General features: G+C 74.8%; 21 protein-coding genes, 1 tRNA gene and 1 pseudogene. 6 read left to right on the forward strand and 17 right to left on the reverse strand.

Translation table 11 applies throughout. From position 1 onward, the window contains the following. Positions 1 to 95: 95 nt before the first annotated feature. Complete coding sequence (locus H9X71_RS13875) at positions 96 to 1082, reverse strand: aldo/keto reductase (RefSeq protein WP_191147596.1); 987 nt, start codon at positions 1080 to 1082, stop codon at positions 96 to 98. A gap of 114 nt (positions 1083 to 1196) precedes the next feature. Further along, positions 1197 to 1278, reverse strand: a tRNA-Tyr gene (locus H9X71_RS13880). Positions 1279 to 1418: 140 nt separating this feature from the next. Here H9X71_RS13880 and H9X71_RS13885 point away from each other — a divergent pair. Both H9X71_RS13885 and cls read left to right on the forward strand, forming a co-directional pair. Further along, entirely contained in the window at positions 1419 to 1907 is a 489-nt protein-coding gene (locus H9X71_RS13885; RefSeq protein WP_191147597.1) for a YajQ family cyclic di-GMP-binding protein, read from the forward strand. Between the two features lie 78 nt (positions 1908 to 1985). Next, on the forward strand, positions 1986 to 3455 hold the full coding sequence (gene cls / locus H9X71_RS13890) for a cardiolipin synthase (RefSeq protein ID WP_191147598.1): 1470 nt from the start codon (positions 1986 to 1988) through the stop codon (positions 3453 to 3455). Positions 3456 to 3476: 21 nt separating this feature from the next. On the opposite strand, the gene H9X71_RS13895 is transcribed toward cls, so the two are convergent. From H9X71_RS13895 to ubiE, 5 genes are all read right to left on the reverse strand, one after another. Continuing rightward, positions 3477 to 3962: a MarR family winged helix-turn-helix transcriptional regulator gene (locus H9X71_RS13895; RefSeq protein WP_191147599.1), complete on the reverse strand. Its 486-nt coding sequence runs from the start codon at positions 3960 to 3962 to the stop codon at positions 3477 to 3479. 125 nt (positions 3963 to 4087) lie between these two features. Then, a complete protein-coding gene (locus H9X71_RS13900) occupies positions 4088 to 4810 on the reverse strand; it encodes a prepilin peptidase (protein WP_244961654.1) in 723 nt (240 codons plus the stop codon). 123 nt (positions 4811 to 4933) lie between these two features. Next, positions 4934 to 6304 carry an FAD-dependent oxidoreductase gene (locus tag H9X71_RS13905; protein WP_191147600.1) on the reverse strand — a complete coding sequence of 457 codons (1371 nt, stop codon included), beginning with the start codon at positions 6302 to 6304 and terminating at the stop codon, positions 4934 to 4936. 91 nt (positions 6305 to 6395) lie between these two features. Continuing rightward, on the reverse strand, positions 6396 to 7469 hold the full coding sequence (locus tag H9X71_RS13910; protein WP_191147601.1) for a polyprenyl synthetase family protein: 1074 nt from the start codon (positions 7467 to 7469) through the stop codon (positions 6396 to 6398). A 36-nt stretch (positions 7470 to 7505) separates the two neighbouring features. Beyond that, entirely contained in the window at positions 7506 to 8240 is a 735-nt protein-coding gene (gene ubiE / locus H9X71_RS13915) for a bifunctional demethylmenaquinone methyltransferase/2-methoxy-6-polyprenyl-1,4-benzoquinol methylase UbiE (RefSeq protein WP_191149203.1), read from the reverse strand. 158 nt (positions 8241 to 8398) lie between these two features. Here ubiE and H9X71_RS13920 point away from each other — a divergent pair, with 158 nt between their 5' ends. After that, positions 8399 to 9673: an isochorismate synthase gene (locus tag H9X71_RS13920; protein ID WP_191147602.1), complete on the forward strand. Its 1275-nt coding sequence runs from the start codon at positions 8399 to 8401 to the stop codon at positions 9671 to 9673. Here H9X71_RS13920 and H9X71_RS13925 read toward each other — a convergent pair. Continuing rightward, complete coding sequence (locus H9X71_RS13925; RefSeq protein WP_191147603.1) at positions 9670 to 11001, reverse strand: MFS transporter; 1332 nt, start codon at positions 10999 to 11001, stop codon at positions 9670 to 9672. The two genes, H9X71_RS13920 and H9X71_RS13925, sit on opposite strands and share 4 nt — an antisense overlap. After that, positions 10998 to 11582 (reverse strand): ArsR/SmtB family transcription factor, encoded by a 585-nt coding sequence (locus H9X71_RS13930; RefSeq protein WP_244961656.1) that lies wholly within the window; start codon positions 11580 to 11582, stop codon positions 10998 to 11000. Before H9X71_RS13930 ends, H9X71_RS13925 begins: the two co-directional genes overlap by 4 nt. Positions 11583 to 11640: 58 nt before the next feature. Here H9X71_RS13930 and H9X71_RS13935 point away from each other — a divergent pair. Further along, positions 11641 to 12375, forward strand: a pseudogene (locus H9X71_RS13935) (tyrosine-protein phosphatase). 30 nt (positions 12376 to 12405) lie between these two features. Here the strand turns inward: H9X71_RS13935 and H9X71_RS13940 are convergent. From H9X71_RS13940 to H9X71_RS13950, 3 genes are all read right to left on the reverse strand, one after another. Further along, positions 12406 to 13251, reverse strand: a complete 846-nt coding sequence (locus H9X71_RS13940) for an EamA family transporter (RefSeq protein WP_191147604.1) — start codon at positions 13249 to 13251, stop codon at positions 12406 to 12408. Between the two features lie 73 nt (positions 13252 to 13324). Next, the gene (menD, locus tag H9X71_RS13945; protein WP_244961939.1) at positions 13325 to 15001 is read right to left on the reverse strand and encodes a 2-succinyl-5-enolpyruvyl-6-hydroxy-3-cyclohexene-1-carboxylic-acid synthase; all 1677 of its coding nucleotides are present in this window, start codon (positions 14999 to 15001) and stop codon (positions 13325 to 13327) included. Positions 15002 to 15086: 85 nt separating this feature from the next. Further along, complete coding sequence (locus tag H9X71_RS13950; RefSeq protein ID WP_191147606.1) at positions 15087 to 15527, reverse strand: PLD nuclease N-terminal domain-containing protein; 441 nt, start codon at positions 15525 to 15527, stop codon at positions 15087 to 15089. Positions 15528 to 15664: 137 nt separating this feature from the next. Here H9X71_RS13950 and H9X71_RS13955 point away from each other — a divergent pair, with 137 nt between their 5' ends. Both H9X71_RS13955 and H9X71_RS13960 read left to right on the forward strand, forming a co-directional pair. Beyond that, positions 15665 to 16039, forward strand: a complete 375-nt coding sequence (locus H9X71_RS13955; RefSeq protein WP_191147607.1) for a DUF4229 domain-containing protein — start codon at positions 15665 to 15667, stop codon at positions 16037 to 16039. A gap of 105 nt (positions 16040 to 16144) precedes the next feature. Beyond that, positions 16145 to 16426 carry a DUF1905 domain-containing protein gene (locus H9X71_RS13960; protein WP_191147608.1) on the forward strand — a complete coding sequence of 94 codons (282 nt, stop codon included), beginning with the start codon at positions 16145 to 16147 and terminating at the stop codon, positions 16424 to 16426. A 35-nt stretch (positions 16427 to 16461) separates the two neighbouring features. On the opposite strand, the gene H9X71_RS13965 is transcribed toward H9X71_RS13960, so the two are convergent. The 5 genes from H9X71_RS13965 to H9X71_RS13990 form a co-directional block, all read right to left on the reverse strand. Then, a complete protein-coding gene (locus tag H9X71_RS13965) occupies positions 16462 to 16830 on the reverse strand; it encodes a hypothetical protein (RefSeq protein WP_191147609.1) in 369 nt (122 codons plus the stop codon). After that, positions 16830 to 17813: a 1,4-dihydroxy-2-naphthoate polyprenyltransferase gene (locus H9X71_RS13970; protein WP_191147610.1), complete on the reverse strand. Its 984-nt coding sequence runs from the start codon at positions 17811 to 17813 to the stop codon at positions 16830 to 16832. The genes H9X71_RS13965 and H9X71_RS13970 overlap by 1 nt, the downstream gene beginning before the upstream one ends. A gap of 134 nt (positions 17814 to 17947) precedes the next feature. Beyond that, on the reverse strand, positions 17948 to 18700 hold the full coding sequence (locus H9X71_RS13980; RefSeq protein WP_191147611.1) for a histidine phosphatase family protein: 753 nt from the start codon (positions 18698 to 18700) through the stop codon (positions 17948 to 17950). A gap of 71 nt (positions 18701 to 18771) precedes the next feature. Continuing rightward, positions 18772 to 19683, reverse strand: a complete 912-nt coding sequence (locus H9X71_RS13985) for a serine hydrolase (protein ID WP_191149205.1) — start codon at positions 19681 to 19683, stop codon at positions 18772 to 18774. 11 nt (positions 19684 to 19694) lie between these two features. Next, positions 19695 to 21677 carry a M13 family metallopeptidase gene (locus H9X71_RS13990; protein ID WP_191147612.1) on the reverse strand — a complete coding sequence of 661 codons (1983 nt, stop codon included), beginning with the start codon at positions 21675 to 21677 and terminating at the stop codon, positions 19695 to 19697. Positions 21678 to 21769 lie beyond the last annotated feature (92 nt).

Raw genomic sequence — 21769 nt, forward strand, 5'->3', positions numbered from 1 at the left:
CGACGACCGCCGGTCGCGGCGGGTCAGGACGAGCAGGGCGGTCCCGGGACGGGGCCGCCCGGGACGAGGCCGCCCGGGACGGGGCCGCCCGGGGATCAGGCGCTCTCGCCCCGCACCGCTCGCGCGGCCGCCGACGCGAGCCGCGACACCTCGTCGTCGTCGAGCGTCAGACGGGCCGCGGGCATCAGCTGCCGGATCTGCCGGACGGTCCGCGCGCCCACGAGCGCGCTCGCCACCCCGCGCCGATCCAAGACCCAGGCGATGGCGACCTCCGCGACGGTGACGCCGCGCATCCGCGCGACCTCCTCGGCGGCGCGCACCGTGGCGTGGCCGCCGGCGGTCATGTACTGCTCGGCGTCGAGCGCCCGGGCCGACGGCACCGCGGGCGCGCCCGGCAGGTACTTGCCCGTGAGGAAGCCCTTCGCGAGGACGCTGTGCGCGACGAGGCCGACGCCCTCCTGCCGCACGACCGCCTGCAGCCGGCCCTCGGCGCGGTCGCGCGCGAGCAGGCTGTACTCCTCCTGTACCACGCCGACGGGCACCGCGCCGGATCCGTGCGCCAGCGCGAGCGCCTGCTCCAGCCGCTCCGGGGTGAAGCCCGAGACGCCGACGAGCCGGGCCTTGCCCTGCTTGACGAGGTCGGACAGCGCGCCGACCGTCTCCTCGAGCGGGGTGCGGGTGTCGTCGAGGTGCGCGTGCACGACGTCGACGCGGTCGGTCCCGAGGCGGCGGAGCGACGCGTCGACGCCGCGGCGGATCGACTCCGCCGACGTGCCCGGCGCGTCCCTGCTCTTGCCGACCTTGGTGCCGACGACCACGTCGTCGCGGCAGCCGCGCGCGGCCAGCCAGCCGCCGATGATCGCCTCGGACTCGCCGCCCGCGTGACCGGGCACCCACTGGGAGTAGGAGGACGCGGTGTCGACGAAGGTGCCCCCCTCCTCGCGGTAGGCGTCGAGGATCGCCCACGCCTCCGCACGGTCGGCCGTCCAGCCGAAGCCGCTCGTGCCGAGGCCGACGGTGGAGACGACGACGCCGGACGTGCCGAGGGCGCGCGTCGAGGGGCCGGGAGCGGCGGGGAACATGGGAGAGGGATCCAGGTGGTCGGGCGCGCGCGCGACGGTGCGGGCACGGACGGGCCCCGTCGGATGCGGCGGGGCAGAGGAACGGCCCCGCGTGGGCGGGGCCGTTCCGTTCGGTGGCGAGTGAGGGATTCGAACCCCCGAAGGCTGAGCCGTCTGATTTACAGTCAGATCCCTTTGGCCGCTAGGGTAACTCGCCATGCGCACCCGACCTGTGTGATCACGGACCGGAGACGCTCGTCGATGATAGCGGTCGCCGGCCCGCGAACCGAAATCGCCCGGATCCGGCCCCGTCGCCCGCCGGCCGCTCCCCCGCCGGCGTCCCTTAACATGGTCGGCATGGCAGATTCCTCGTTCGACGTCGTCAGCAAGGTCGACCGCATGGAGGCGGACAACGCCGTCCACCAGACCCAGAAGGAGGTGGAGCAGCGCTACGACTTCAAGAACGTGGGCGCCTCCATCGAGTGGAGCGGCGACACCATCCTCATGAAGGCCTCCAGCGAGGAGCGCGTGAAGGCGATCCTCGACGTGCTGCAGTCGAAGATGATCAAGCGCGGCATCGGCCTCAAGAGCCTCGAGGAGGGCGAGCCCTTCCCCTCGGGCAAGGAGTTCCGCATCGAGGTCACCCTCAAGCAGGGCATCGACCAGGCCAACGCGAAGAAGCTCGGCAAGATCATCCGCGACGAGGGCCCGAAGGGCATCAAGAGCCGCGTCGAGGGCGACGAGCTCCGCGTCTCGAGCAAGAGCCGCGACGACCTGCAGCAGACCATCGCGCTGCTCAAGGGCGCCGACGTCGACCTCGACCTGCAGTTCGTCAACTTCCGCTGATCCGGCGCCTCGCCTCGGCGCTGTCCGACCGGCGCCCGGCCCGTCGACGGCGGGGTCCCGGCGGATAGACTCCGGCTGATGGACCCCTCGATGACCACCCTCGTCCTCGCGGGGCTCGCGGTCGTCGTCGACTTCATCGTCCGCGTCACGGCGCTGCTGGTCATCCCCCGGAACCGCCGGCCGTCGACCGCGATGGCCTGGCTCATGGCCATCTTCTTCCTGCCGTACCTCGGCATCCTCCTGTTCCTGCTCATCGGGTCGACGCGGCTGCCCAAGCGGCGCCGGGAGAAGCAGCAGGAGATCAACCGGTTCATCATCGAGTCGACCGAGGGCATCGAGCGGGTCACGCGCGAGCACTCCTGGCCGGGCTGGCTCGACTCGGTCGTGGAGCTCAACCGCACGCTCGGGGCCATGCCGCTCGTCGGGGGCAACCGGGCGAAGCTCTACAGCCACTACGACGAGTCGATCCAGGCCATGACCGACGAGGTCGACCGGGCCACCCGCTACGTGCACGTGGAGTTCTACATCCTCGCGTGGGACGTCACGAGCGCCCCGTTCTTCGACGCCCTCGAGCGCGCCGTGCAGCGCGGCGTCACCGTGCGCGTGCTGCTCGACCACATCGCCTCGCTGCGCGCGCCGGGCTACAGACGCACCACCCGGAAGCTCACGGCGATCGGCGCGGACTGGAACCTCATGCTCCCCGTGCAGCCGCTGCGCGGGCGGTACCAGCGACCCGACCTCCGCAACCACCGCAAGGTGCTCGTGGTCGACGGCCGCGTGGGCTTCATGGGCTCGCAGAACATGGTGCACCGCAGCTACAACAAGGTCGTCAACCGCAAGCGCGGCCTCAAGTGGCAGGACCTCATGACGCGGCTCGAGGGCCCCATCGTCAGCGGCCTCAACGCGATCTTCATCACCGACTGGTACGCCGAGACCGACCAGCTGCTCGTGCGCGAGACGGAGCCGATCGAGATCGCGGCGTCCGACGACGACGAGGAGCTCGACTGCCAGGTCGTGCCGTCCGGCCCCGGGTTCCCGGGCGAGAACAACCTCCGGCTCTTCAACGCGCTCCTCTACTACGCGCAGGAGCGCATCGTGATCACGTCGCCGTACTTCGTGCCCGACGACTCGATGCGGTACGCGATCACCACCGCCGTGCAGCGCGGGCTCTCGGTCGAGCTGTTCGTGAGCGAGATCGGCGACCAGCCCGTGGTGTACCACGCGCAGCGCTCCTACTACGAGGAGCTGCTGAAGGCGGGCGTGCGGATCTGGATGTACCGGGCGCCGTACATCCTGCACAGCAAGCACTTCACGATCGACGACGACGTGGCCGTCATCGGGTCGAGCAACATGGACATGCGCTCGTTCAGCCTCAACATGGAGGTGTCGCTCATGGTGCGCGGGCCCCGCTTCGTGCGGGAGATGCGCCGCGTCGAGGACGGCTACCGGGCGCGCAGCCGCGAGCTCACGCTCGAGGAGTGGAGCCGGCGCACGCGGCTCAGCACCGTGCTCGACAACCTCGCGCGCCTGACCTCGGGCGTGCAGTAGCGACCCGAGGCTCCCCGCGGATCAGATCGCGTCGGGGTCCGCGGCGCCGTCGGCGCGCGGGTCGTCCTGCTCGTGCAGGCTGGCGCGCTCCAGGACGGCCTGGAGCAGGAGCCGCAGCTGCGGATCCCCGAGCCCCTCGCCGGCGATGTCCTGACGGACCTGGTCGCCGACGCGCCAGATGACGGGCAGCATGTCGCGCCCGGCGTCGGTGAGGCCGACCGAGAGACGGCGCTCGTCGGTGGTGTCGCGGAAGCGCGTGACGTAGCCGAACACCTCGAGGCGCTTCAGGAGCGGCGACAGGGTGCCGGGGGTGAGGTGCAGCTTCTCGGCGAGGTCGACCACGGCCTGCGGCTCCTCCTCGTCGAGGGCCAGCAGCACGAGGTACTGGGGATGCGTGAGGTTCAGCGGCTGAAGCAGCGGCCGGTAGAGCGACACCACCGCTCGGGAAGCGGCGGCCAGCAGGACGCCGGTCTCGTCCTCCAGCAGTGCGAGCGATCTCTGTGCCATGTCTCTTTTCCTCTGGCTCGTCAGTACGTCGATGCCGGGGTCTTGGACACTTCCTCCACCGTACGCCTGTCGGGGCGGGAGGATGCCCACGTACAGGCAACGGTCGGCCGAGGTCGTGCGCGCGTTCACGCGAGCGTAGCGGGAGAGGAGGCGACGGCGAGCGCGCCCAGCACGAGCCACGGGCCGAACGGGAGCGCCGACCCGGCCCGCGCCCGGCCGCCGACCAGCAGCGCCGTGGCCGCGACGCCGCCGAGGAGCGTGCCGACGGCGAGGCCGAGCGCGACCTGCGCGGCGCCGAGCTGCCCGAGCGCGAGCCCGAGGACGCCCGCGAGCTTCACGTCGCCGGTGCCGAGGCCGCCGCGGGTGGCCGCCTGCAGGAGGGCGAGGACGACGAGCGCGCCGGCGGCGCAGGCGAGCGCGCGGAGGAGCAGGCTGGATCCGCCGGTCGCCAGCGCGAGGGCGGCGGCCGCGACCGCCGCGGGGGCGGTGGCGCGGTCGGGCAGGCGGTGCGCCGCGAGGTCGGCGAGGACGAGCACGGGACCGACGGCGACGAGCAGCAGGGCGACCGGGAGGTGCGCGGGCGGCGCCTCCGCGGCGGACGCGGCCGCGAGGATCCCCGTGGCGAGCGCCGCGATGACGGCCGCCGCGGGGCCCAGGCCCGGGAGCGCATCGAGCGGACGCGCGTCGAGCCCGTCCGCCCTCCGGCCGCCGGCGAGGGCGAGGCGGGCGAGGCGCGGGGAGGCGGCGCCCACGACGGTGCCGAGGAGGCCCGCGATCGCGACGCCGGCCGGTGCGGTGCCGGGTGCCCCCGCCGCGCGCGCGACGGCGACGGCGAGGGCGGGGATCACGCGGCGACCCTAGGGCCTGCGGCGCGGCGACCGCGCGGCCCGGGCCCCGCCTGGGGACGGACGACGGACGGGCGCCCGCGGGAGGACCGCGGACGCCCGTCGGCGTCGATCAGGGGGTGCGGATCAGACGGACCGCCGCGGGCGCGACGCCTCGAGCATCTCGTCGCGCTCGACCACCTTCACGCGGGCGCGGCCGTGCGGCTGGCCGAGGGCGATCTCGTGCTCGTCGAGCGCGTGCCAGCCGGCGAGGTCGGTGTACTCGATGCCGCGCTCGGCGAGCAGGTCGACGATCGCCTGCTCCTCGGGCGCCTCCGGGGTCCACCAGTCGCCCTGGTCGTTGAGCACGTGCGAGACGGTCTCCATGGCGTCGGACTTGGTGTGCCCGATGAGGCCGATGGGGCCGCGCTTGATCCAGCCCGTGGCGTAGACGCCGGGGATGCGCGTGTTGTCGAGGTCGAGGACCTGGCCCTCGTGGTTCGGGATCACGCCGCGGACCTCGTCGAACGGGATGCCGTCGACGGGCGAGCCGAAGTAGCCGACCGCGCGGTAGATCGCCTGGACGGGTACGTCGCGGAACTCGCCCGTGCCCTCGACGCCGCCGTGGCCGTCGGGGCGCGTGCGCTCGATGCGGAGACCGGCGACGCGGGGCTCGGCGTCGTCGGACGCGAGCACCTCGGCGGGGCGCGAGTAGAAGTGCAGGTGCAGGCGGCGGGACGCGGTGCCGGCCTCGCGCGTGCGCCACTTCTCCAGCACGCGGCTGATGACCATGACCTGCTTGTTGGTCTTCGCGGCCTCCTCGGCGGCGGGATCCACGCCGAAGTCCTCGTCGTAGACGACCACGTCGACGTCGGGCACCTCGCCGAGCTCTCGGAGCTCGAGCGGCGTGAACTTCACCTGCGCGGGACCGCGGCGGCCGAAGACGTGCACGTCCGTGACGGGCGAGTGCTTGAGGCCCGTGTAGACGTTGTCCGGGATCTCGGTGGGCAGCAGGTCGTCCGCGTGCTTGGACAACATGCGCGCGACGTCGAGCGCCACGTTGCCGTTGCCGATGACGGCGACCTCGCGGGCCTCCAGCGGCCAGTCGCGCGGGAAGTCGGGGTGGCCGTCGAACCAGTTGACGAAGTCGGCCGCGCCGTAGGAGCCGGGCAGGTCGATGCCGGGGATGTCGAGCTCGGCGTCGCGGATCGCGCCCGTGGAGAAGATGACCGCGTTGTAGTGCTTCTGCAGGTCGGCCAGCGTGATGTCGCGGCCGTAGTCGACGTTGCCGAAGATCCGGATGTCGCCGCGGTCGAGCACGTCGCGGAGCGCGCCGATGATGCCCTTGATGCGGGGGTGGTCGGGCGCGACGCCGTAGCGCACGAGGCCGTACGGCGCGGGGAGGCGCTCGAAGAGGTCGATGGAGACGTCGAACTGCTTCTCGGCCTTCAGGATGATGTCGGCCGCGTAGATGCCCGCGGGCCCTGCGCCCACGATGGCCAGCCTGAGCTTGGTCACTGGTGTCCTCTTGATCGTCGTCGTCCCCGGTCCGGCCGTCGGGGGCGTGGTGGTGCGGATCCCCGCGAGAGCCGGCGGGGACGAGCGGGAGCTAGCGCGTGCGCTCGACGATGGTGTCGGCGAAGCGCGTGAGCGCCTTCTTGACCGGGCCCTCCGGGAGGGGGGCCAGGGCGTCGACCGCCTCGGCGGCCCAGCGGTGGGCCTCGGCGATCGTGCGGGCCGTGACCTCGTGGTCGCGGAGCTCCGCGATGGCGGCGGTGAGGTCGGCCTCGGACTCGGGCGTCTCCTCGTGCTCCACGTCGCGCTGGATGCGGGCGAGCAGCGCTGCGGCGCCCTCGTCGGTGGCCGCGAGCCGCGTGAGGTAGAGCAGCGGCAGCGTCGAGACGCCGGCGCGGAGGTCGGTGCCGGCGAGCTTGCCGGTCTCCTCGGGCTGGTCGGCGAGGTCGAGCACGTCGTCCACGAGCTGGAACGCGACGCCCGTGCGCTCCCCGAAGGCGAGCACGGCGGACTCGAGCTCGGGATCCGCGCCGGAGTAGATGACGCCCATCTGGGCGGCGCAGGCGATGAGGGATCCGGTCTTGTCGGCGAGGACGTCGAGGTAGTGCTCGATGGGGTCCTGGTCCTCGCGCGGGCCGATGGTCTCGTGCAGCTGGCCGAGGACCAGGCGCTCGAAGGTGGCGGCCTGCAGCCGGATGGCGCGGGGGCCGAGGTCGGCGACGATCTTGCTGGCCCGGGCGAAGAGGAGGTCGCCCGCGAGGATGGCGACCGAGTTGCCCCAGACGGCCTGCGCGCTCGGCACGCCGCGGCGCATGTCGGCCTCGTCCATGACGTCGTCGTGGTACAGCGAGGCGAGGTGCGTGATCTCGATGGCGACCGCCGCGTCGACGACCTGCTGCGTGTTGCCCTCGCCGAGCTGGGCGATGAGGAGGGCGAGCATCGGGCGCACGCGCTTGCCGCCCGCGTCGAGCAGGTAGCGCGTGGTGACGTCGGCCACGTCGTCGGCGAAGCGGACCTCGCGGAGCAGCTGCTCCTCGACGAGCGCGAGCCCGTCGTCGATGCTGCGCGCCATGCGGCGGTCGTCCGAGGACGAGAAGAGGCGCTCGGTGAGGCTGGCGTGCGAGGCGACGGAGGTGCCGCGCCGGGCGAGCGGGATGCTCGGACTCATGATCGGCAACCTTGTCTGTGGAGGTTCACGCGCCGGTCAGGACGCGGCGGGACGGGGTGCGGCGTGGCGGCCGGCCGGCTTGACGCCGCGGTGCAGCGCCACGATCCCCGCAGTGAGGTTACGGTGCTCGACCGACGCGAAGCCAGCCTCGCGCAGCCACGATGCCAGCGTCTCCTGGTCGGGCCAGGCCTGGATGGACTCGTTGAGGTACTCGTACGCGCTGGCGTTGGAGCTCACGAGCTTCACGAGCGAGGGCGCGACGGCCTTCATGTAGAGGTCGTAACCGCGGCGCACGAGCGGCACGGGCGGGGTGCTGAACTCGCAGATGACGATGCGGCCGCCGGGCTTGAGCACGCGGAGCAGCTCGTCGAGGCCCTTCCTCGGCTCGACCACGTTGCGGAGGCCGAAGGAGATGGTGACGGCGTCGAAGGAGTCGTCCTCGAACGGCAGGTCGGTGGCGTCGGCGTGCACGAACTCGATGCGCGGGTTGCCGGCGTGACGACGGCGGCCGACCTCGAGCATCCCCTCGGAGAAGTCGGCGGCGACCACGTGGGCGCCGGACGCGGCGAGCGCGGCGCTCGAGGTTCCCGTGCCCGCGGCGAGGTCGAGGATGCGCTCCCCCGCGACGGGCGCCACGGCGCGCGTGGTGGCGACGCGCCAGAGCTGGTCGTTGCCGACCGAGAGGAGGGCGTTCGTGCGGTCGTACGCGCTCGACACCTCGTCGAACATGGCCGACACCTGGCCGGGCTTCTTGCTGAGGTCTGCGCGCATCACCCGTTCAGTCTATTCGGGCGCGCTGGGCGCTCGGTGGGCGGCGGCCGGATGCCCAGCGGCCCATCAGAGGACGGGGGCGGCGGGGGCCGAGCCGGGCGCCGGGGGCCGTCGCGCGCCCCCGGGAGGCCCGGATCCCCGGCGGTAGGCTGGCATCCGTGACCGCCACCCGCGTCCGAGCGCTCCTCGTCGACACCACCCCCGTCGACTCGATCGCACGACTCGTCCCCCTCCTCGACGCCCGGCACCCGCTCCTGTGGCTGCGGCACGGATCCGGGATGGGCGGCATCGGCGAGGCGCTCCGCCTGGAGTTCACGGGCCCCGACCGCGTGCGCGACGCCGCCGCCGCATGGCGCGAGGTGGCCGCGGCCGCGCGCGTGACGGATCCGCTCGGGATCCCCGGCACCGGCCTCATCGCGTTCGGCGCCTTCGCGTTCGCGGACGACTCGGCGGCCGCGAGCGTGCTCGTCGTGCCGCGCGTCGTCGTCGGGCGGCGCGACGGGGTGTCGTGGGTCACCAGGATCCGGCTGGCCGAGCCGGAGGCCGACGACGTCGCCTCCCCCCTCGACGACCTGGCCGCGGGATCCGTCCCCGTGCCCGAGCGCTCCGGCGCCGAGTACCGCCTGCACCTGCGCCCCGGATCCCAGGGCCCCGAGGGCTACGAGGAGTCCGTCGCGCGCGCCGTCGCGGCCATCGAGGCCGGCGACGTGCAGAAGGTCGTGCTCGCGCGCGACCTCGTCGGGCGCCTGCCGCTCGGCGGCGACCTCCGGCTCGCGCTCAGCCGCTTCGCGCTCGGCTACCCGGACTGCTGGACGTACGCGGTCGACGGGCTCATCGGCGCGAGCCCCGAGACGCTCGTGCGCGTGGGCGGCGGAACGGTCGGCGCGCGCGTGCTCGCCGGCACGGTCTCCCGCGGCGCGGACGCCCGGGCCGACGCCGCAGCGGCCGCCGGGCTCGCCGCGAGCCCCAAGGACAACGAGGAGCACGCCTTCGCGCGCGACAGCGTGCTCGACGCGCTGCGCCCGCACAGCCGCGACCTCTCCACCACCGACGCGCCCTTCACGTTGAAGCTGCCGAACCTGTGGCACCTGGCGAGCGACGTCACGGGCACGCTGGGCGACGGATCCTCGTCGCTCGACCTCGTCGCCGCGCTGCACCCGACGGCCGCGGTCGCCGGGCACCCCACCGCCGCCGCGCTGGAGCTCATCGCCCAGCTCGAGCCCTTCGACCGCGGCCGCTACGCCGGGCCGGTCGGCTGGGTCTCCGCGGACGGCGACGGCGAGTGGGCCATCGCGCTGCGGGGCGCCCAGGTGGATCCGTCGGGCGCGATCGTCGCGCACGCGGGCGCGGGCATCGTCGCGGGATCCGACCCCGAGCGCGAGCGCGCCGAGACGGCCATGAAGTTCCGACCGGTCGTGGAGGCGCTGGGCTAGGAGGCGGTCCCATCGGCTGGCGCCTCCGCCTCCGCCTCCGCCTCCGCTCGCTCCGCCGTCGCGCGTCGCCGCAGCAGCGCCGGCGCCGCGATCCCGGTCACGACGAGCGCCGCGACCACGCCGACCCCGATGCCGGCCAGCGGGCCCGCCGCGTCCACCACCGCGCCGACCGCGGCCGCCGCGAGCGCGACCCCGGTGTTGACGGCCGTGTTGACCCACGCTGATGCCTCGGTCCGCACCGACGGCTCCGTCTGCGCGTCGGCCAGGAGGTAGCCCGTCACCATCGCGGGCGCGAGGAACAGGCCGACGGGGACGAGCGCGGCGGCGAGCAGGATGAGCGCGCGGGCGTCAGGGGCGGCGGGGACGCGGGACGCGACCGCGGCGAGCACGGCCGTCGCGGCGAGCATCGCCGCGACGAGGACGACCAGGCGGATCCGCGCCGGCGCCCGCCACGCGCGCGTCCCGTACGCGAGACCGCCGACCGCGCTGCCCGCGGCGAACGCGGCGAGCAGCGGCCCCGCGAGCGCCGTGCTGCCCGCGCGCTCGGCCAGCGCCGCGACGGCGACCTCGACGGATCCGAGCACCGCGCCGACCCCGAGCAGCGTCACGAGCAGGGGGATCACGAGCGGCTGGCGGAGCGGATCCGCGGACCGGCGACGCGCACGCCCGTCTCGCGTCGACTGGCCCTCCGGCGGGGCCTGCCGCGCGCCCTGCGCCCGGGACAGGCGCGACGACGTCATGCCCAGGGTGCCGAGCACGCTCGCGGCGGCTGACGCGAGGACAGCGACCTCGGGATCCGCGACGGCCACGAGGGCCGCCACGACGAGCGGCCCGACGGTGAAGACGACCTCCTCCCCCACGGCGTCGAGGCTGTAGGCGCGCGTCCGCATCCGCGCGTCGGGCACGAGCGCCGCCCAGACGACGCGCATGGCGGCGCCGAGCGGCGGCATCGCGAGGCCGGCGAGCGCGGCCGTCACGACGACGACCCCGACGGGCGCGCCCATGCGGACCACCGCGAGCACCCCGACGAGCCCAGCCGCGTGGGCGACCGCGAGCGCCACGAGCACGGGACGCTGTCCGTGGGCGTCCACGAGCCGGGCGCGGACGGGCGACGCCAGCACGTTCGCGAGACCGAACGCGCCGGTCGCGAGGCCGGCGGCGGCGAAGGACCCGGTGCGCGCCTGGACCAGGAGCAGCAGCGCGAGCGCGACCATCGCGAAGGAGAGCCGGCCGAGCATCGCCGGGAGGAACACGCGGAGCGCGCCGGGCAGCGCCAGGACGGCGAGGTAGCCGGTGCGGGCGGGCGGCGGCGTGCGGGCGGCGGTCACGCCGGGGCCTGACCCGCGGTCGCGCCCCGGGCCATCGCGAACAGCGCGAGCGTCGCGCTGACCGCCACGTCGTCGTCGCCCGGGCGACGCGCGGAGTCGTCGTGGAGCACGGTGCCGAGCTCGCGGGCGAGCTCCTGCACGCGAATCCACGTGCTGGTCGAGACCGTGAGCTCGGCATCCGTGATCACCGGCCGCGTGCCCTCCGCGTGCAACGCGGCGCGGCGGGTCAGCTCCGCGGCGAGCGCGGCGGCCACGGTCGGCATGCTGCCCCCGGTCAGGGCGTCGAGCCGCTCCCCGCTCGCGGGAACGTGACGGTAGCGCCTGGCCGCTCCCCCACGGATCCGCTCGACGCCCGCGTCCTCGAGCAGCCCGGCCTCGCGCAGCCGCCGCAGGTGGTAGCTCACGTTCGCCTGCGTCTCGCCGAGCTCGCGCGCGGCCTCGGACGCGCTCACGGGCGACCGCGTGCAGAGCGAGAGGAGGCGGAGGCGCAGCGGGTGGGCGATGACGCGGAGGTCGCGGAGGTCGGTCTCGTCGGCGGGCACGCGCCATCCGACCACGGCCGCGCCTCGACTGTCAAACATGTCTTTGACGGTCGCTGGGATGACGCGGGGCGCTCGGTCGCCGTGGTCGACTCGGGCGATGACCGCATCCGACCGCGCCCTCCCTATCGACGGCCTCGTCAACGCCCGCGACCTCGGCGGCATCCGCCTCCGCTCCGGCGGCACCACGCCCACGGGCGTCCTGGCCCGCTGCGAGGACGCCGACCTCATCACCGACGCGGGATGGGAGCGGCTGCGCGAGCTCGGCTACCGCACGGTGCTCGACCTGCGCCAGCCAGGCGAGCGCGCCCGGGACACCCGGCCGCGTCCCGATCGGATCCACCGGGCGCACGTCGACCTCGACGGCCTCGACGACCACCCCGGCTTCTGGGAGCCGTACTGGTCGGCCGGCCTCCACGGCACGCCGCTCTAATACCTGCCGCACCTCGCCGAGCTGCCGGAGCGCGCCGGATCCGCGCTGCGGACCATCGCCCACGCGCCCGCGGGCGGCGTGCTCTTCCACTGCGGCGCCGGACGGGACCGCACGGGCCTGGTCGCGCTGCTGCTCCTCCTCGCGGTGGGCGCCGAGCCGGACGACATCGTCGACGACTACCTGGCGACCATCCGCCTCGGCCCGGAGCGATCCGCGAACTCCGGCGAGCGGGACATGGAGCCGAGGATCGCCGAGCTCCTCGCCGAGCGCGGCACCACGAGCGAGGCGGCGTTCCGCGACGCGATGGCGGGGATCGACCTCGACGCGTTCCTCGCCGCGGCCGAGCTCACCGACCACGAGCGGGACCTGCTGCGCACGTGGCGGGGCGCGATCCCGGCCTGAGCCGGACGGCACGCGGCGGGACGGGCCACCTCAGGTCGCCGACACCGCGATCAGCAGGACGGCCCCGGTCGCGAGCACGGTCGACGCGACGCGGCGGGCGCTCACCCGCTCCCCCAGCGCGACCCACGCGACGACCCCCGACATGACGATGCTCGTGCTCCGCAGCGCCGCGACCTCGCCGACGGGCGCGTGCTGGAGCGCGAGCAGGCTGAGGACGTACGACAGCGGGATCAGCGCCCCGACGGCCGCCGCCCGGCCGAGCCGGCGTCGGTCGCGGAGCACGCCGACGCCGAGGTGCCGACGGGCCACGACGGTGACCATGGCGAGCTGCAGCAGCGCGACGACCGCGTAGTACGGCACCGGGGGGATCCCCCAGGCGACGACCACGGCCGCGTCCCAGAGCGTGTACCCGGCGATGACCACGCCGGTGAGCGCGCCCCAGGCGACATCCGACCCGGCGCCCGCACGGGAACCGTCGCCGAGGAGCAGCAGCACCGACACGGCGATGAGGAGGACCCCGACGCCCGAGGGGATCCCGAGGCGCTGACCGAACAGGAGCACGCCGAGCACCGCGACGAGAACGGGCGCGATCCCGCGCGACACCGGGTAGACGACGCTCACGTCGCCGCGCTCGTAGCCCGCCTGGAGCACGAGGCTGTAGCCGCCGTGCAGTGCCGCGCCCACCGCCCCGGCCGCGAGCCATGACCACGCGGGGACGAGCCCCTGCGCGAGCACGATCGCGACGGCCACCGGGACGACGAGCAGCGCGCCGAGCACGGTGCACAGCCACACGAACGCCGTTCCGCCTCCCGCGCCGGCCTTGCTGAGCGCGTTCCAGCCGGTGTGCGCGACGGCCGATCCGAGCGCGAGCGCCATCCCCAGCATGCGGCCCCCGATCGCGCGGGGATCGGGTCCCGCCTCGACGACCGTAGCGAAGGCGGCGGCGGCCCTACCGGACCAGCGGCACCTCGATGAGCATCGGCGCCGTGGACGCCGTCGTGAGCGCGGCCTCCAGCTCGCCGTGGGTCGACGCGCGCAGGTGCGTCCAGCCGTAGGCGGCGGCGAGCGCCGCGAGGTCCACGCGCTGCGGCGTGAACATGACGCGGTCGATGGCCGCGGGGGCGGCGGTGCGGGACACCTCGAGGCCGTCGAAGATGGTGCCGCCGCCGTCGTTGCCCACGATGACCTGGATCCGCGGGACGCGCTCGCCCGTACCGAGCAGCAGCGAGCCGACGTCGTGCAGGAGCGTGAGGTCGCCGACGAGGACGCGCGTGACGCCCGCGGCGGAGGTGCCGGATCCCGCCTGCGACGCGAGCGCGATGCCGAGGCCCGTGGAGACGGTGCCGTCGATGCCGGCGAGGCCGCGGTTCGCGTGCACGCGCACGTGCTTGCCGGGGAGCGCGCGGTCGGCCTCGCGGATGAGGCGCGACGCCCCGAGCACGAGCCGGTCGTGCGGCCAGGTGGCCTGCCACACCGCCCGGACGAGGCTGCGGCGCGTGACGTCGGCCCGCACGGCGGCGAGCTCGGCGCGCGCGAACTCGCGGCGCTCGGCGGGCGTGGTGCCGGCGGGGACGAGCGGCGCGGACTCCGCGGCGGCGGCCTCGTCGAGGATCGCGCGGCTCTCCTGCACCCAGGTGCCGAGCCAGCGGCGGGCCTCGGTCGGATCCGCGGGCTCGCCGACCACGCGCACGGTGGCCGGGTGCGCGGTGACGCGGTGGCGCGGGTCGTAGTCCTCGCCGCCGGTGGACCCGACGACGATCGCCTCGACGTCGTCGCGCCCCACGAGCAGCGGGACCTCGCGGGTGAGGGTCGGGTGGCCGAACACGACGACGCGCTCCACGCGGTCGCCGAAGCCCGGGCGGGCGAGCAGCTCACGGAAGGACACGACGAGGTTCGGGCCGAAGTGGGATCCGCTGGAGATCTCGGCGGCGAGCGGCCAGCCCCCGGTGCGCGCGAGCTCCTCGGCGGCCTCGCCCGCGGCATGGCCGGCCACGACGAGCGTGCGGGGTCCGTGCGGGAGGTCGAGGACGTCGGCGGCGGGCGCGGGATCGGCGGCACCCTCCGCGTGGCCCGCGGCGCGCGCCTCCGCGACGGCGACGGCGGCGGCGAGGTCCGGCACCGCGACCGAGAGCGGATCCCGGAACGCGGCGTTCACGTGCACGGGCGTCCGCTCGTCGCGGGCGCGGCGGTACGCGTCGCGCGCGATGCGGGCGTCCTCGGCGAGGTCGTCGTCCGTCCCCTCGGGCGCGGGCACGTCGATGCAAGCGACGCGCTCCCCGAACATCCCCGGCTGGTGCGTGGTCTGGTTGCTCGCGATGCCGCGGAGCTCGGCGGGCCGGTCGGCGGTGACGAGCAGCATCGGGACGCCGGAGTGCCACGCCTCGAGCACCGCCGGGTGCAGGTTCGCGACGGCGGTGCCGGAGGTGGTGATCACGGGCGCGGGCCGGCCGGACTCGACGCCGAGGCCGAGCGCGAGGAACGCGGCGGCGCGCTCGTCGATGCGCACGTGCAGGCGCACGCCGTCGACGCGCTCCAGCTCCGCGGCGACGAGCGCGAGGGCCTGCGACCGGGATCCGGGGCAGAGCACCACGTCGGTGACGCCCTCGCGGACGAGCGCGAGCAGCATCGCGAGCGCGCGGTCGGTGGACGGGTTGCCGGTGCGCGGACCGGCGGCGGACGGGATGCGGAGGGCGTCGGTGGCGGTCACCGGGTCAGGCGTCCCGGCGACCGGGGGCGCCGCGGTCGTCGTCGGCGTCGGGGCTCGGCCGCGGGGCGGTGCCCGTGCCGCCGGGGGTCGTCGGACCGTCGGGGCCGGAGCCGTCGCCGTCGCCCGAGCTGTCGAGGTCGGCGAGCTCCTGCTCGAGGCGGCGGATCCGCTCCTCCTCCGAGCGCGCGCGCCCGAGGCCGGAGAGGAAGTCGGGGTCGTCGTCGGGGCCGAGGCGGCGGCCGGATGCGCGGGCCAGGTCGGTGCGGTCCTTGCCGATCGTGAGCCACAGGATGCCGCCGATGAGGGGCACGAGCACGACCACCGCGATCCACGCGGGCTTCGGGAGACCGCGCATGCGGTTCCGCGGCGTCAGGGAGGTGTCCACGATGACGAAGACCGTGAAGAACACGATCACGACGGCGAGACCGATCAACAGGCGGGGCATCTCCCGATGGTAGCTCCGCAACCGGGGAGGACGCCGGGCGTCCAGCGAGCGGGAAGGGGGCGCGGGCCGGACCCGGGCTGGGCGGCGAGGCGTGGACGGTCGGGGCCTCGCCCAGCCGCCCGACCTATGCTGACCCGGTGAGTTCCCGTCGCTACTGGCTCGTCTACACCGTCGTCCGCATCCTCCTGTTCGCCGTGCCGTTCGGCCTGGTGGTCGCGGTGAGCCCCGACTTCTGGCCGCTCGCCGCGGTCATCGGCGCGGTGGTGTCGTTCTGCGGCTCCTACATCTTCCTGCGCCCCCAGCGCGAGGCCATGGCGGCGGATCTCGCGGCCGTCGCGGCCGGCCGCCGCAAGCCCGTGGAGGACGACGACTCCGAGGACGCCGCGGTCGACGCGGCCGAGCGACGGGCCCGCGCGGACGGATCCGCCGACGCCGTGGGCACCCCGGGCGCCGGCACGCCCGACACCGCGGCGGCGGCCCCGCGCGCGGACGGCGAGGCCGAGCGGAGCTGACCCCTCGGGCGCCGGGCGAGCCGTCCCCGTCAGGGGGTGGAGCCGTCCGGACCTCCCCGGTACGCTCGTGCCGGATCAGCACGACGTCGGGGAGGGGATGCACGCGTGACCGCCGGACCCCTCGACCTCTCCTTCACGGCGCCCATCGGCGTCACCGTCAAGGGCGACCTGTGGGCGTGCGTCGAGATCCCCGGCTCGGTCGAGCTGCTCGGCACGGGGAAGGCCGTGAAGGTGGTCGCCACCGTCGACGGCGAGCCGATCACGGCGGGCCTGCTGCCCACCGGCGCAGGCGGGCACATGCTGTCGATCAGCGCGAAGCTGCGGCGGAAGCTCGGCAAGGACCTGGGCGACGCGGTCGCCGTCCACCTGACCGAGCGCCTGTCCTGACGGACGGGCCGTGCGCGGCCGCGCGCCGGTCCCGCTCAGCCCGCGTCGCGCGGCACGTACGGGACCCAACGGCCGCCCGACGACGGCGGCGAGGCGTCTCGCAGAGCCGGACGCACTGCACGGGTCGACGGCGTGAAGCCATCCCCGTCGAGGAGCCGGTAGCGCTCCGTCGGCCGTGCCTCCACCGCCACGGCGGCGAGTGCCGACCCGAGTCGGGCGGCCGCATCGCGCGGATCGGCGCCCACGAGCGCATCCCACCACGCGACGAGCGCGTCATCCACCACCAGCACCGCGCGCCCGCCGGCCGTCGACCGCGGGCGGAGCATCAGCCCCACGCCCTCGACGGCCGCCACCTCGTGCGCGGCCGCGAGCGCGTGCACCAGCCCGGCCGGCGCCTCCGGCATCAGAACGCGAACGCCGCCCCGAGGCCGAGGCCGAACGTGAGCGCGGCCATGCTCGTGAGCTGCAGGGAGAGGATCAGCTCCTTGGGGGTGCGGCCGGTGCACGCGATGATCGCGGCCGGCAGCGCCAGCACGAGCGTGAACAGCACCAGCAGCGCCTTCGGGTAGAAGAGGAAGAAGAACACCACGATCCCGTAGGCGATCGCGATCTCGACGCAGTAGACGATGCGCGAGCCGCGCGGGCCGAGGCGCACGGCGAGGGTGCGCTTGCCGACCTTGCCGTCCTGCTCGATGTCGCGGATGTTGTTCACCATCAGCACCGCGCACGCGAAGCCGCCGGCCGCGACGCCGCCCAGCCAGCCCTCGCCCGTGATCGTGCCGATGAGGATGAACTGCGTGCCCGCGGTCGCGACCAGGCCGAAGAAGACGAAGACGACCACGTCGCCGAGCCCGGCGTATCCGTAGGGCTTCTTCCCGCCGGTGTAGAAGTAGGCCGCGACGATCGCGACGGCGCCGACGGCGAGGAGCCACCAGTGGCCGGTGATGAGCACGATCACGAGGCCCGCGACGGCGGCGAGGCCGAAGAACGTGAGCGCGACGGTGAGCACGGTGCGGGGCTTCGCGGCGCCGGATCCGGTGAGGCGGGCGGGGCCGACGCGGACGGCGTCCGTGCCCCGGATCCCGTCGGAGTAGTCGTTGGCGTAGTTCACGCCGATCTGCAGCAGCACCGCGACGGCGAGGCAGAGGAGCGCGAGGCCGACGGAGACGCCCTCGTCGGGGCCGAGCGCACGGGCGGCTCCCGCGCCGATCGCGACGGGGGCGACGGCGAGCGGGAGGGTGCGGATGCGGGCGCCGGAGACCCAGTCGCGTGCCGTCGCCTTGCGGCTCGTCGCCGGGTTCCCCGAACGCGCCTTGGCGGGCGTTCCCGGACGGGTGCGTGCTGCGGACGAGGGGGCCGTGCGGGTGCGCTTCTTCTTCTGTGCCACGAGGGGCGATCCTACGCGGCGGGCCGATGCACGGCCGCGCCGAGGGGGCGCGGTGCCGGTGCCGGTGCCGGTGCCGGTGCCGGTGCCGGTGCCGGTGCCGGTGCCGGTGCCGGTGCCGGTGCCGGTGCCGAGCGCTACCGGCTGCCGCCCACCGGCGACGGCGCCCAGCCGTCCGCCGGGCAGTTCCAGCGCATGATCGCGTGGCGGCCGTGCTCGAAGCCGAGCTCGCTGAGCGTGGAGGTGGAGAGGGTGAGGATGCCGCCGGCCTCCGCGGGCAGGCCGACCCACGCGACGGCGAGCGCGCGGATCACGTGCGCGTGCGCCACCAGCAGCACGTCCTGGCCGGACTCCAGCACGGGCAGCACGCGCTCGAGCACCTGGAGGACGCGGTCGCGGACCTGCTGGGACGTCTCGCCGGGGGTGTCGCCCGCGGGCACGCCGTCGGTCCAGAGGTCCCAGTGGCCGCGCTCGGACTGGATGTCGGCGGTGGTGCGGCCCTCGTACGCGCCGTAGTCGAACTCGACGAGGCGGTCGTCGACCTCGGCCTGGTCGCGGTAGCCGATGAGCTCGGCGGTGCGGAGCGCGCGCGACCGCGGGCTCGCGAGCACCAGGCCGAACTCGGTACCGGCGAGCACGGCGCCGACCGCGCGCGCCTGCCCCTCGCCCGTCTCGGTGAGGGGGATGTCGGTCGTGCCGGTGTGGCGCCCGTTGACGCTCCACTCGGTCTGCCCGTGGCGGACCATGACGATGCGGCCGCGGACCTTCTCCTGCCACTCCGGGGTGCCGGGGATCTCCGCGCGCGCGATGGCGGCGTCCACCTCCGCGTACATCGGCGCGACGTCGTCGCGGGCGAGGCGCTTGGCGGTGGCGGGGTTCATGCCGGTCATGCGGGGGTCTCCTCCGTCGTCCGGGCGGGTGGCGGACGACCTCCGACTCTACGCCCGGCGGATCCGCGGGCTCAGTGCACGTGCTCCAGCAGGTCGAGCCCCACCACGCCCAGGGCGTCGCGGACGGCGAGGCGGGCGCGGAGGTCGGCGTCGTCGAAGTGCACCATCACGGCGTACGCGACCGCGCCGCGCGGCCCCCGGAGCACGCCCGCCTCGGCGCGCACGCCCGCGTCGACGCCCGTGCAGTCCACGAGCGCCATGCCGTGCTCGCCGCCGCCGCGGCTGACGAGCGCATCCAGCCCGAAGGACGCCGCGACCAGCGACCGGTCGGTGTTGAGCGCGAGCCATCCGACGACGCGCGTGCTCGTCTCCTCGTCGACCACCTCGCCGTGCACGAGGGAGGCGAAGAGCGACGCGAGCTCGCGGGCGGATCCGACGGAGAGCTGCGGGGCGTCGTCCGGCCCGCGGCTGCCGCGCGCCACGTCGAGGAGGGCCGTGCGGCGGAGGCCGAGCGACTCGGCGCGCGTACGCACCGCATCCAGGCCGACGAGGCCGAGGAGCGCGTTGGTCGCGGCGGCGTCGCCGGTCGCGCCGACGAGCGACGCGAGGTCGGTGACGGGCAGCGACGGCACCACGAGGTGGCGCCAGAGGCCCGCCGTGCCGCCCTCGTCGTCCGGCTTCCGGTCGACGAGGTGCAGCGGCGACAGGTCGCCCGCGGTCATGCGCGCCGACAGCTCGACGAGGAGCAGCACGCGGCCGAGGCCGGCGGCGGGCAGCGCCACGTGGTCGTCGACCGAGAGCACGACGTCGCCGGAGTCGAGGTCGACGGCGCGGGCCGCGACGCGCATCCCGTCGAGGGCGAGGCCGCCGAGCGCGCGGAAGGCGGGGCGGAAGCACGGGGTCGGCTCCTGGCCCGCGTGGCGCGCGGCACCACCCCCGGCGCGTCGGGGGCGGTGGAGCGGATCCTCGCGGGCGGCGACCATCGCGCGGCGCGTCACCAGATGGTGACGCGGGCCTCCTCGTCGAGCCACAGGCCGTCGCCCGGCCGCACGTCGAACGTCTCGTAGAACGCGTCGATGTTGCGGACGATCTGGTTGCAGCGGAACTCGTTCGGCGCGTGCGGGTCGATGGCGAGCAGGCGCATCACCTCGGCGTCGCGGCCCTTCTGCTGCCAGGCCTGCGCCCAGGAGAGGAAGAAGCGCGCAGCTCCCGTCAGGCCGTCGATCACCGGCGGCTCCGCGCCCTCGAGCGAGAGGAGGTACGCCTTCCACGCGATGGAGAGGCCGCCGAGGTCGCCGATGTTCTCGCCGATGGTGAGGGCGCCGTTGACGTGCGGCGCGCCGTCGCCCGTGAGCTGCGCCGGCACCAGGGCGTCGTACTGCTGGATGAGCGACGCCGTGCGCTCCTCGAACGCCGCGCGGTCGGCCGGGGTCCACCAGTCGGTGAGGCGGCCGTCGCCGTCGTAGCGCGAGCCCTGGTCGTCGAAGCCGTGGCCGATCTCGTGGCCGATGACCGCGCCGATCGCGCCGTAGTTCGCGGCCGGGTCGCGCGCCTCGTCGAAGAACGGGAACTGCAGGATCGCGGCCGGGAACACGATCTCGTTGAAGCCCGGGTTGTAGTACGCGTTGATGGTCTGCGGCGTCATGAACCACTCGTCGCGGTCGAGCGGGGCGCCGATCTTCGCGAGCTCGCGGCGCGTCTCGAAGCGGGCGGTCGCGCGCACGTTGCCGACGAGATCCGTCGGGTCGATCTCGAGCGCCGAGTAGTCGCGCCACCTGTCCGGGAAGCCGATCTTCGGGGTGAACCTGTCGAGCTTCTCCAGCGCCCGCCCGCGGGTCTCCGCGGTCATCCAGTCGAGGCCGGAGATGGAGTCGCGGTACGCCTCGACGAGGTGGCCGACGAGCACGTCCATCTCGGCCTTCGCGGTGCGGGAGAAGTGGCGGTCGACGTAGATCCGGCCGATGGCCTCGCCCATGGATCCCTCGACCAGCGAGACGCCGCGCTTCCAGCGCACGCGCTGCTCGGGCGCGCCCGTGAGCGTGCGGCCGTAGAAGTCGAAGGACGCCTCCGAGAACGCCTTCGGGAGCAGGGCCGCGTTGGAGCGGACGACCTGCCAGGTGAGCCAGTCGCGGAGCGCGGGCACCTCGGCGTCGGCGAGCAGCGCGCCCGTGCCCTCGGCGAAGCTCGGCTGGCGGAGGACGACCTCGTCGAGCGCGGCCGCGGGCGCCTCGAGGGCGTCGCGCCAGACGTCGAGGTCGGCGCCGGCGGCCTTCGCGACGACGTCGCGGAGCTCGGCCCAGGAGACGAGGTTGTAGGTGGCCTGGCTGTCGCGGGTGCGGACGTTGTCCCAGTGGGCCGCGGCGAGGCGGGTCTCGAGGTCGAGGATCCGGTCGGTGCGCCCCGCGGGGTCGTCGAGCTGCGCGAGGCCGAGCATGCGCTCGACGAAGGCGCGGTACGCGTCGCGGACGGCCGCGTGGCCCTCCTCGCGGTAGTAGCTCTCATCGGGGAGGCCGAGGCCGCCCTGCTCGACCTGCACGACGTAGCGCTCGGGATCGCCCGGGTCGTTGTCGACGAAGAGGCCGAGGAGGCCGCTCACGTTGCTCTGCTCGAGGCGGCCGAGGGTCGCGAGGAAGGTCGGCACGTCGGTGACGGCGGCGGCCTCGTCCAGCTGGTCGCGGATCGGCTCGACGCCGAGCGACTCGACCCGCTCCTCGTCCATGAAGCTCGTGAAGAGGTCGCCGAACTTGCGCTCCTCGGTGCCGGGCGCGGCGTCGACGGCCTCCTCGATGATCACGCGCACGGCCTCCTCGGCGGCCTCGGCGAGCTGGTGGAACGAGCCCCAGCGGGCCTTGTCGTCGGGGATCGCGGTGCGCTCGAGCCAGCGGCCGTTGACGTGGAGGTAGAGGTCGTCCTGGGGCCTGACCCCCTCGTCCAGCTCGTCGGTGCGGATCCCGGTCGGAGGTGTCTCGGCGCTCATGCGCACGAGCCTATGCGCCTTCGCCCGGCCCGCGCCGGGAGCGGTGTAAAGCACCCTTGACACCCCCGCGACGTAAAGCTAGCTTGTCACCC

Origin of the sequence: Clavibacter zhangzhiyongii, from assembly GCF_014775655.1 — a bacterium.
Lineage (GTDB): Bacteria > Actinomycetota > Actinomycetes > Actinomycetales > Microbacteriaceae > Clavibacter > Clavibacter zhangzhiyongii.

What these genes read in the sequence shown, in the direction of transcription:
- H9X71_RS13875 (WP_191147596.1), bottom strand. Translation starts at nt 1,082, where the DNA reads ATGTTCCCCGCCGCTCCCGGCCCCTCGACGCGCGCCCTCGGCACGTCC.
- H9X71_RS13885 (WP_191147597.1), top strand. Translation starts at nt 1,419, where the DNA reads ATGGCAGATTCCTCGTTCGACGTCGTCAGCAAGGTCGACCGCATGGAG.
- cls (WP_191147598.1), top strand. Translation starts at nt 1,986, where the DNA reads ATGGACCCCTCGATGACCACCCTCGTCCTCGCGGGGCTCGCGGTCGTC.
- H9X71_RS13895 (WP_191147599.1), bottom strand. Translation starts at nt 3,962, where the DNA reads ATGGCACAGAGATCGCTCGCACTGCTGGAGGACGAGACCGGCGTCCTG.
- H9X71_RS13910 (WP_191147601.1), bottom strand. Translation starts at nt 7,469, where the DNA reads ATGAGTCCGAGCATCCCGCTCGCCCGGCGCGGCACCTCCGTCGCCTCG.
- ubiE (WP_191149203.1), bottom strand. Translation starts at nt 8,240, where the DNA reads ATGCGCGCAGACCTCAGCAAGAAGCCCGGCCAGGTGTCGGCCATGTTC.
- H9X71_RS13930 (WP_244961656.1), bottom strand. Translation starts at nt 11,582, where the DNA reads ATGTTTGACAGTCGAGGCGCGGCCGTGGTCGGATGGCGCGTGCCCGCC.
- H9X71_RS13940 (WP_191147604.1), bottom strand. Translation starts at nt 13,251, where the DNA reads ATGGCGCTCGCGCTCGGATCGGCCGTCGCGCACACCGGCTGGAACGCG.
- menD (WP_244961939.1), bottom strand. Translation starts at nt 15,001, where the DNA reads ATGCTGCTCGCGCTCGTCCGCGAGGGCGTCACCGACGTGGTGCTCTGC.
- H9X71_RS13950 (WP_191147606.1), bottom strand. Translation starts at nt 15,527, where the DNA reads ATGCCCCGCCTGTTGATCGGTCTCGCCGTCGTGATCGTGTTCTTCACG.
- H9X71_RS13965 (WP_191147609.1), bottom strand. Translation starts at nt 16,830, where the DNA reads ATGCCGGAGGCGCCGGCCGGGCTGGTGCACGCGCTCGCGGCCGCGCAC.
- H9X71_RS13980 (WP_191147611.1), bottom strand. Translation starts at nt 18,700, where the DNA reads ATGACCGGCATGAACCCCGCCACCGCCAAGCGCCTCGCCCGCGACGAC.
- H9X71_RS13985 (WP_191149205.1), bottom strand. Translation starts at nt 19,683, where the DNA reads ATGGTCGCCGCCCGCGAGGATCCGCTCCACCGCCCCCGACGCGCCGGG.
- H9X71_RS13990 (WP_191147612.1), bottom strand. Translation starts at nt 21,677, where the DNA reads ATGAGCGCCGAGACACCTCCGACCGGGATCCGCACCGACGAGCTGGAC.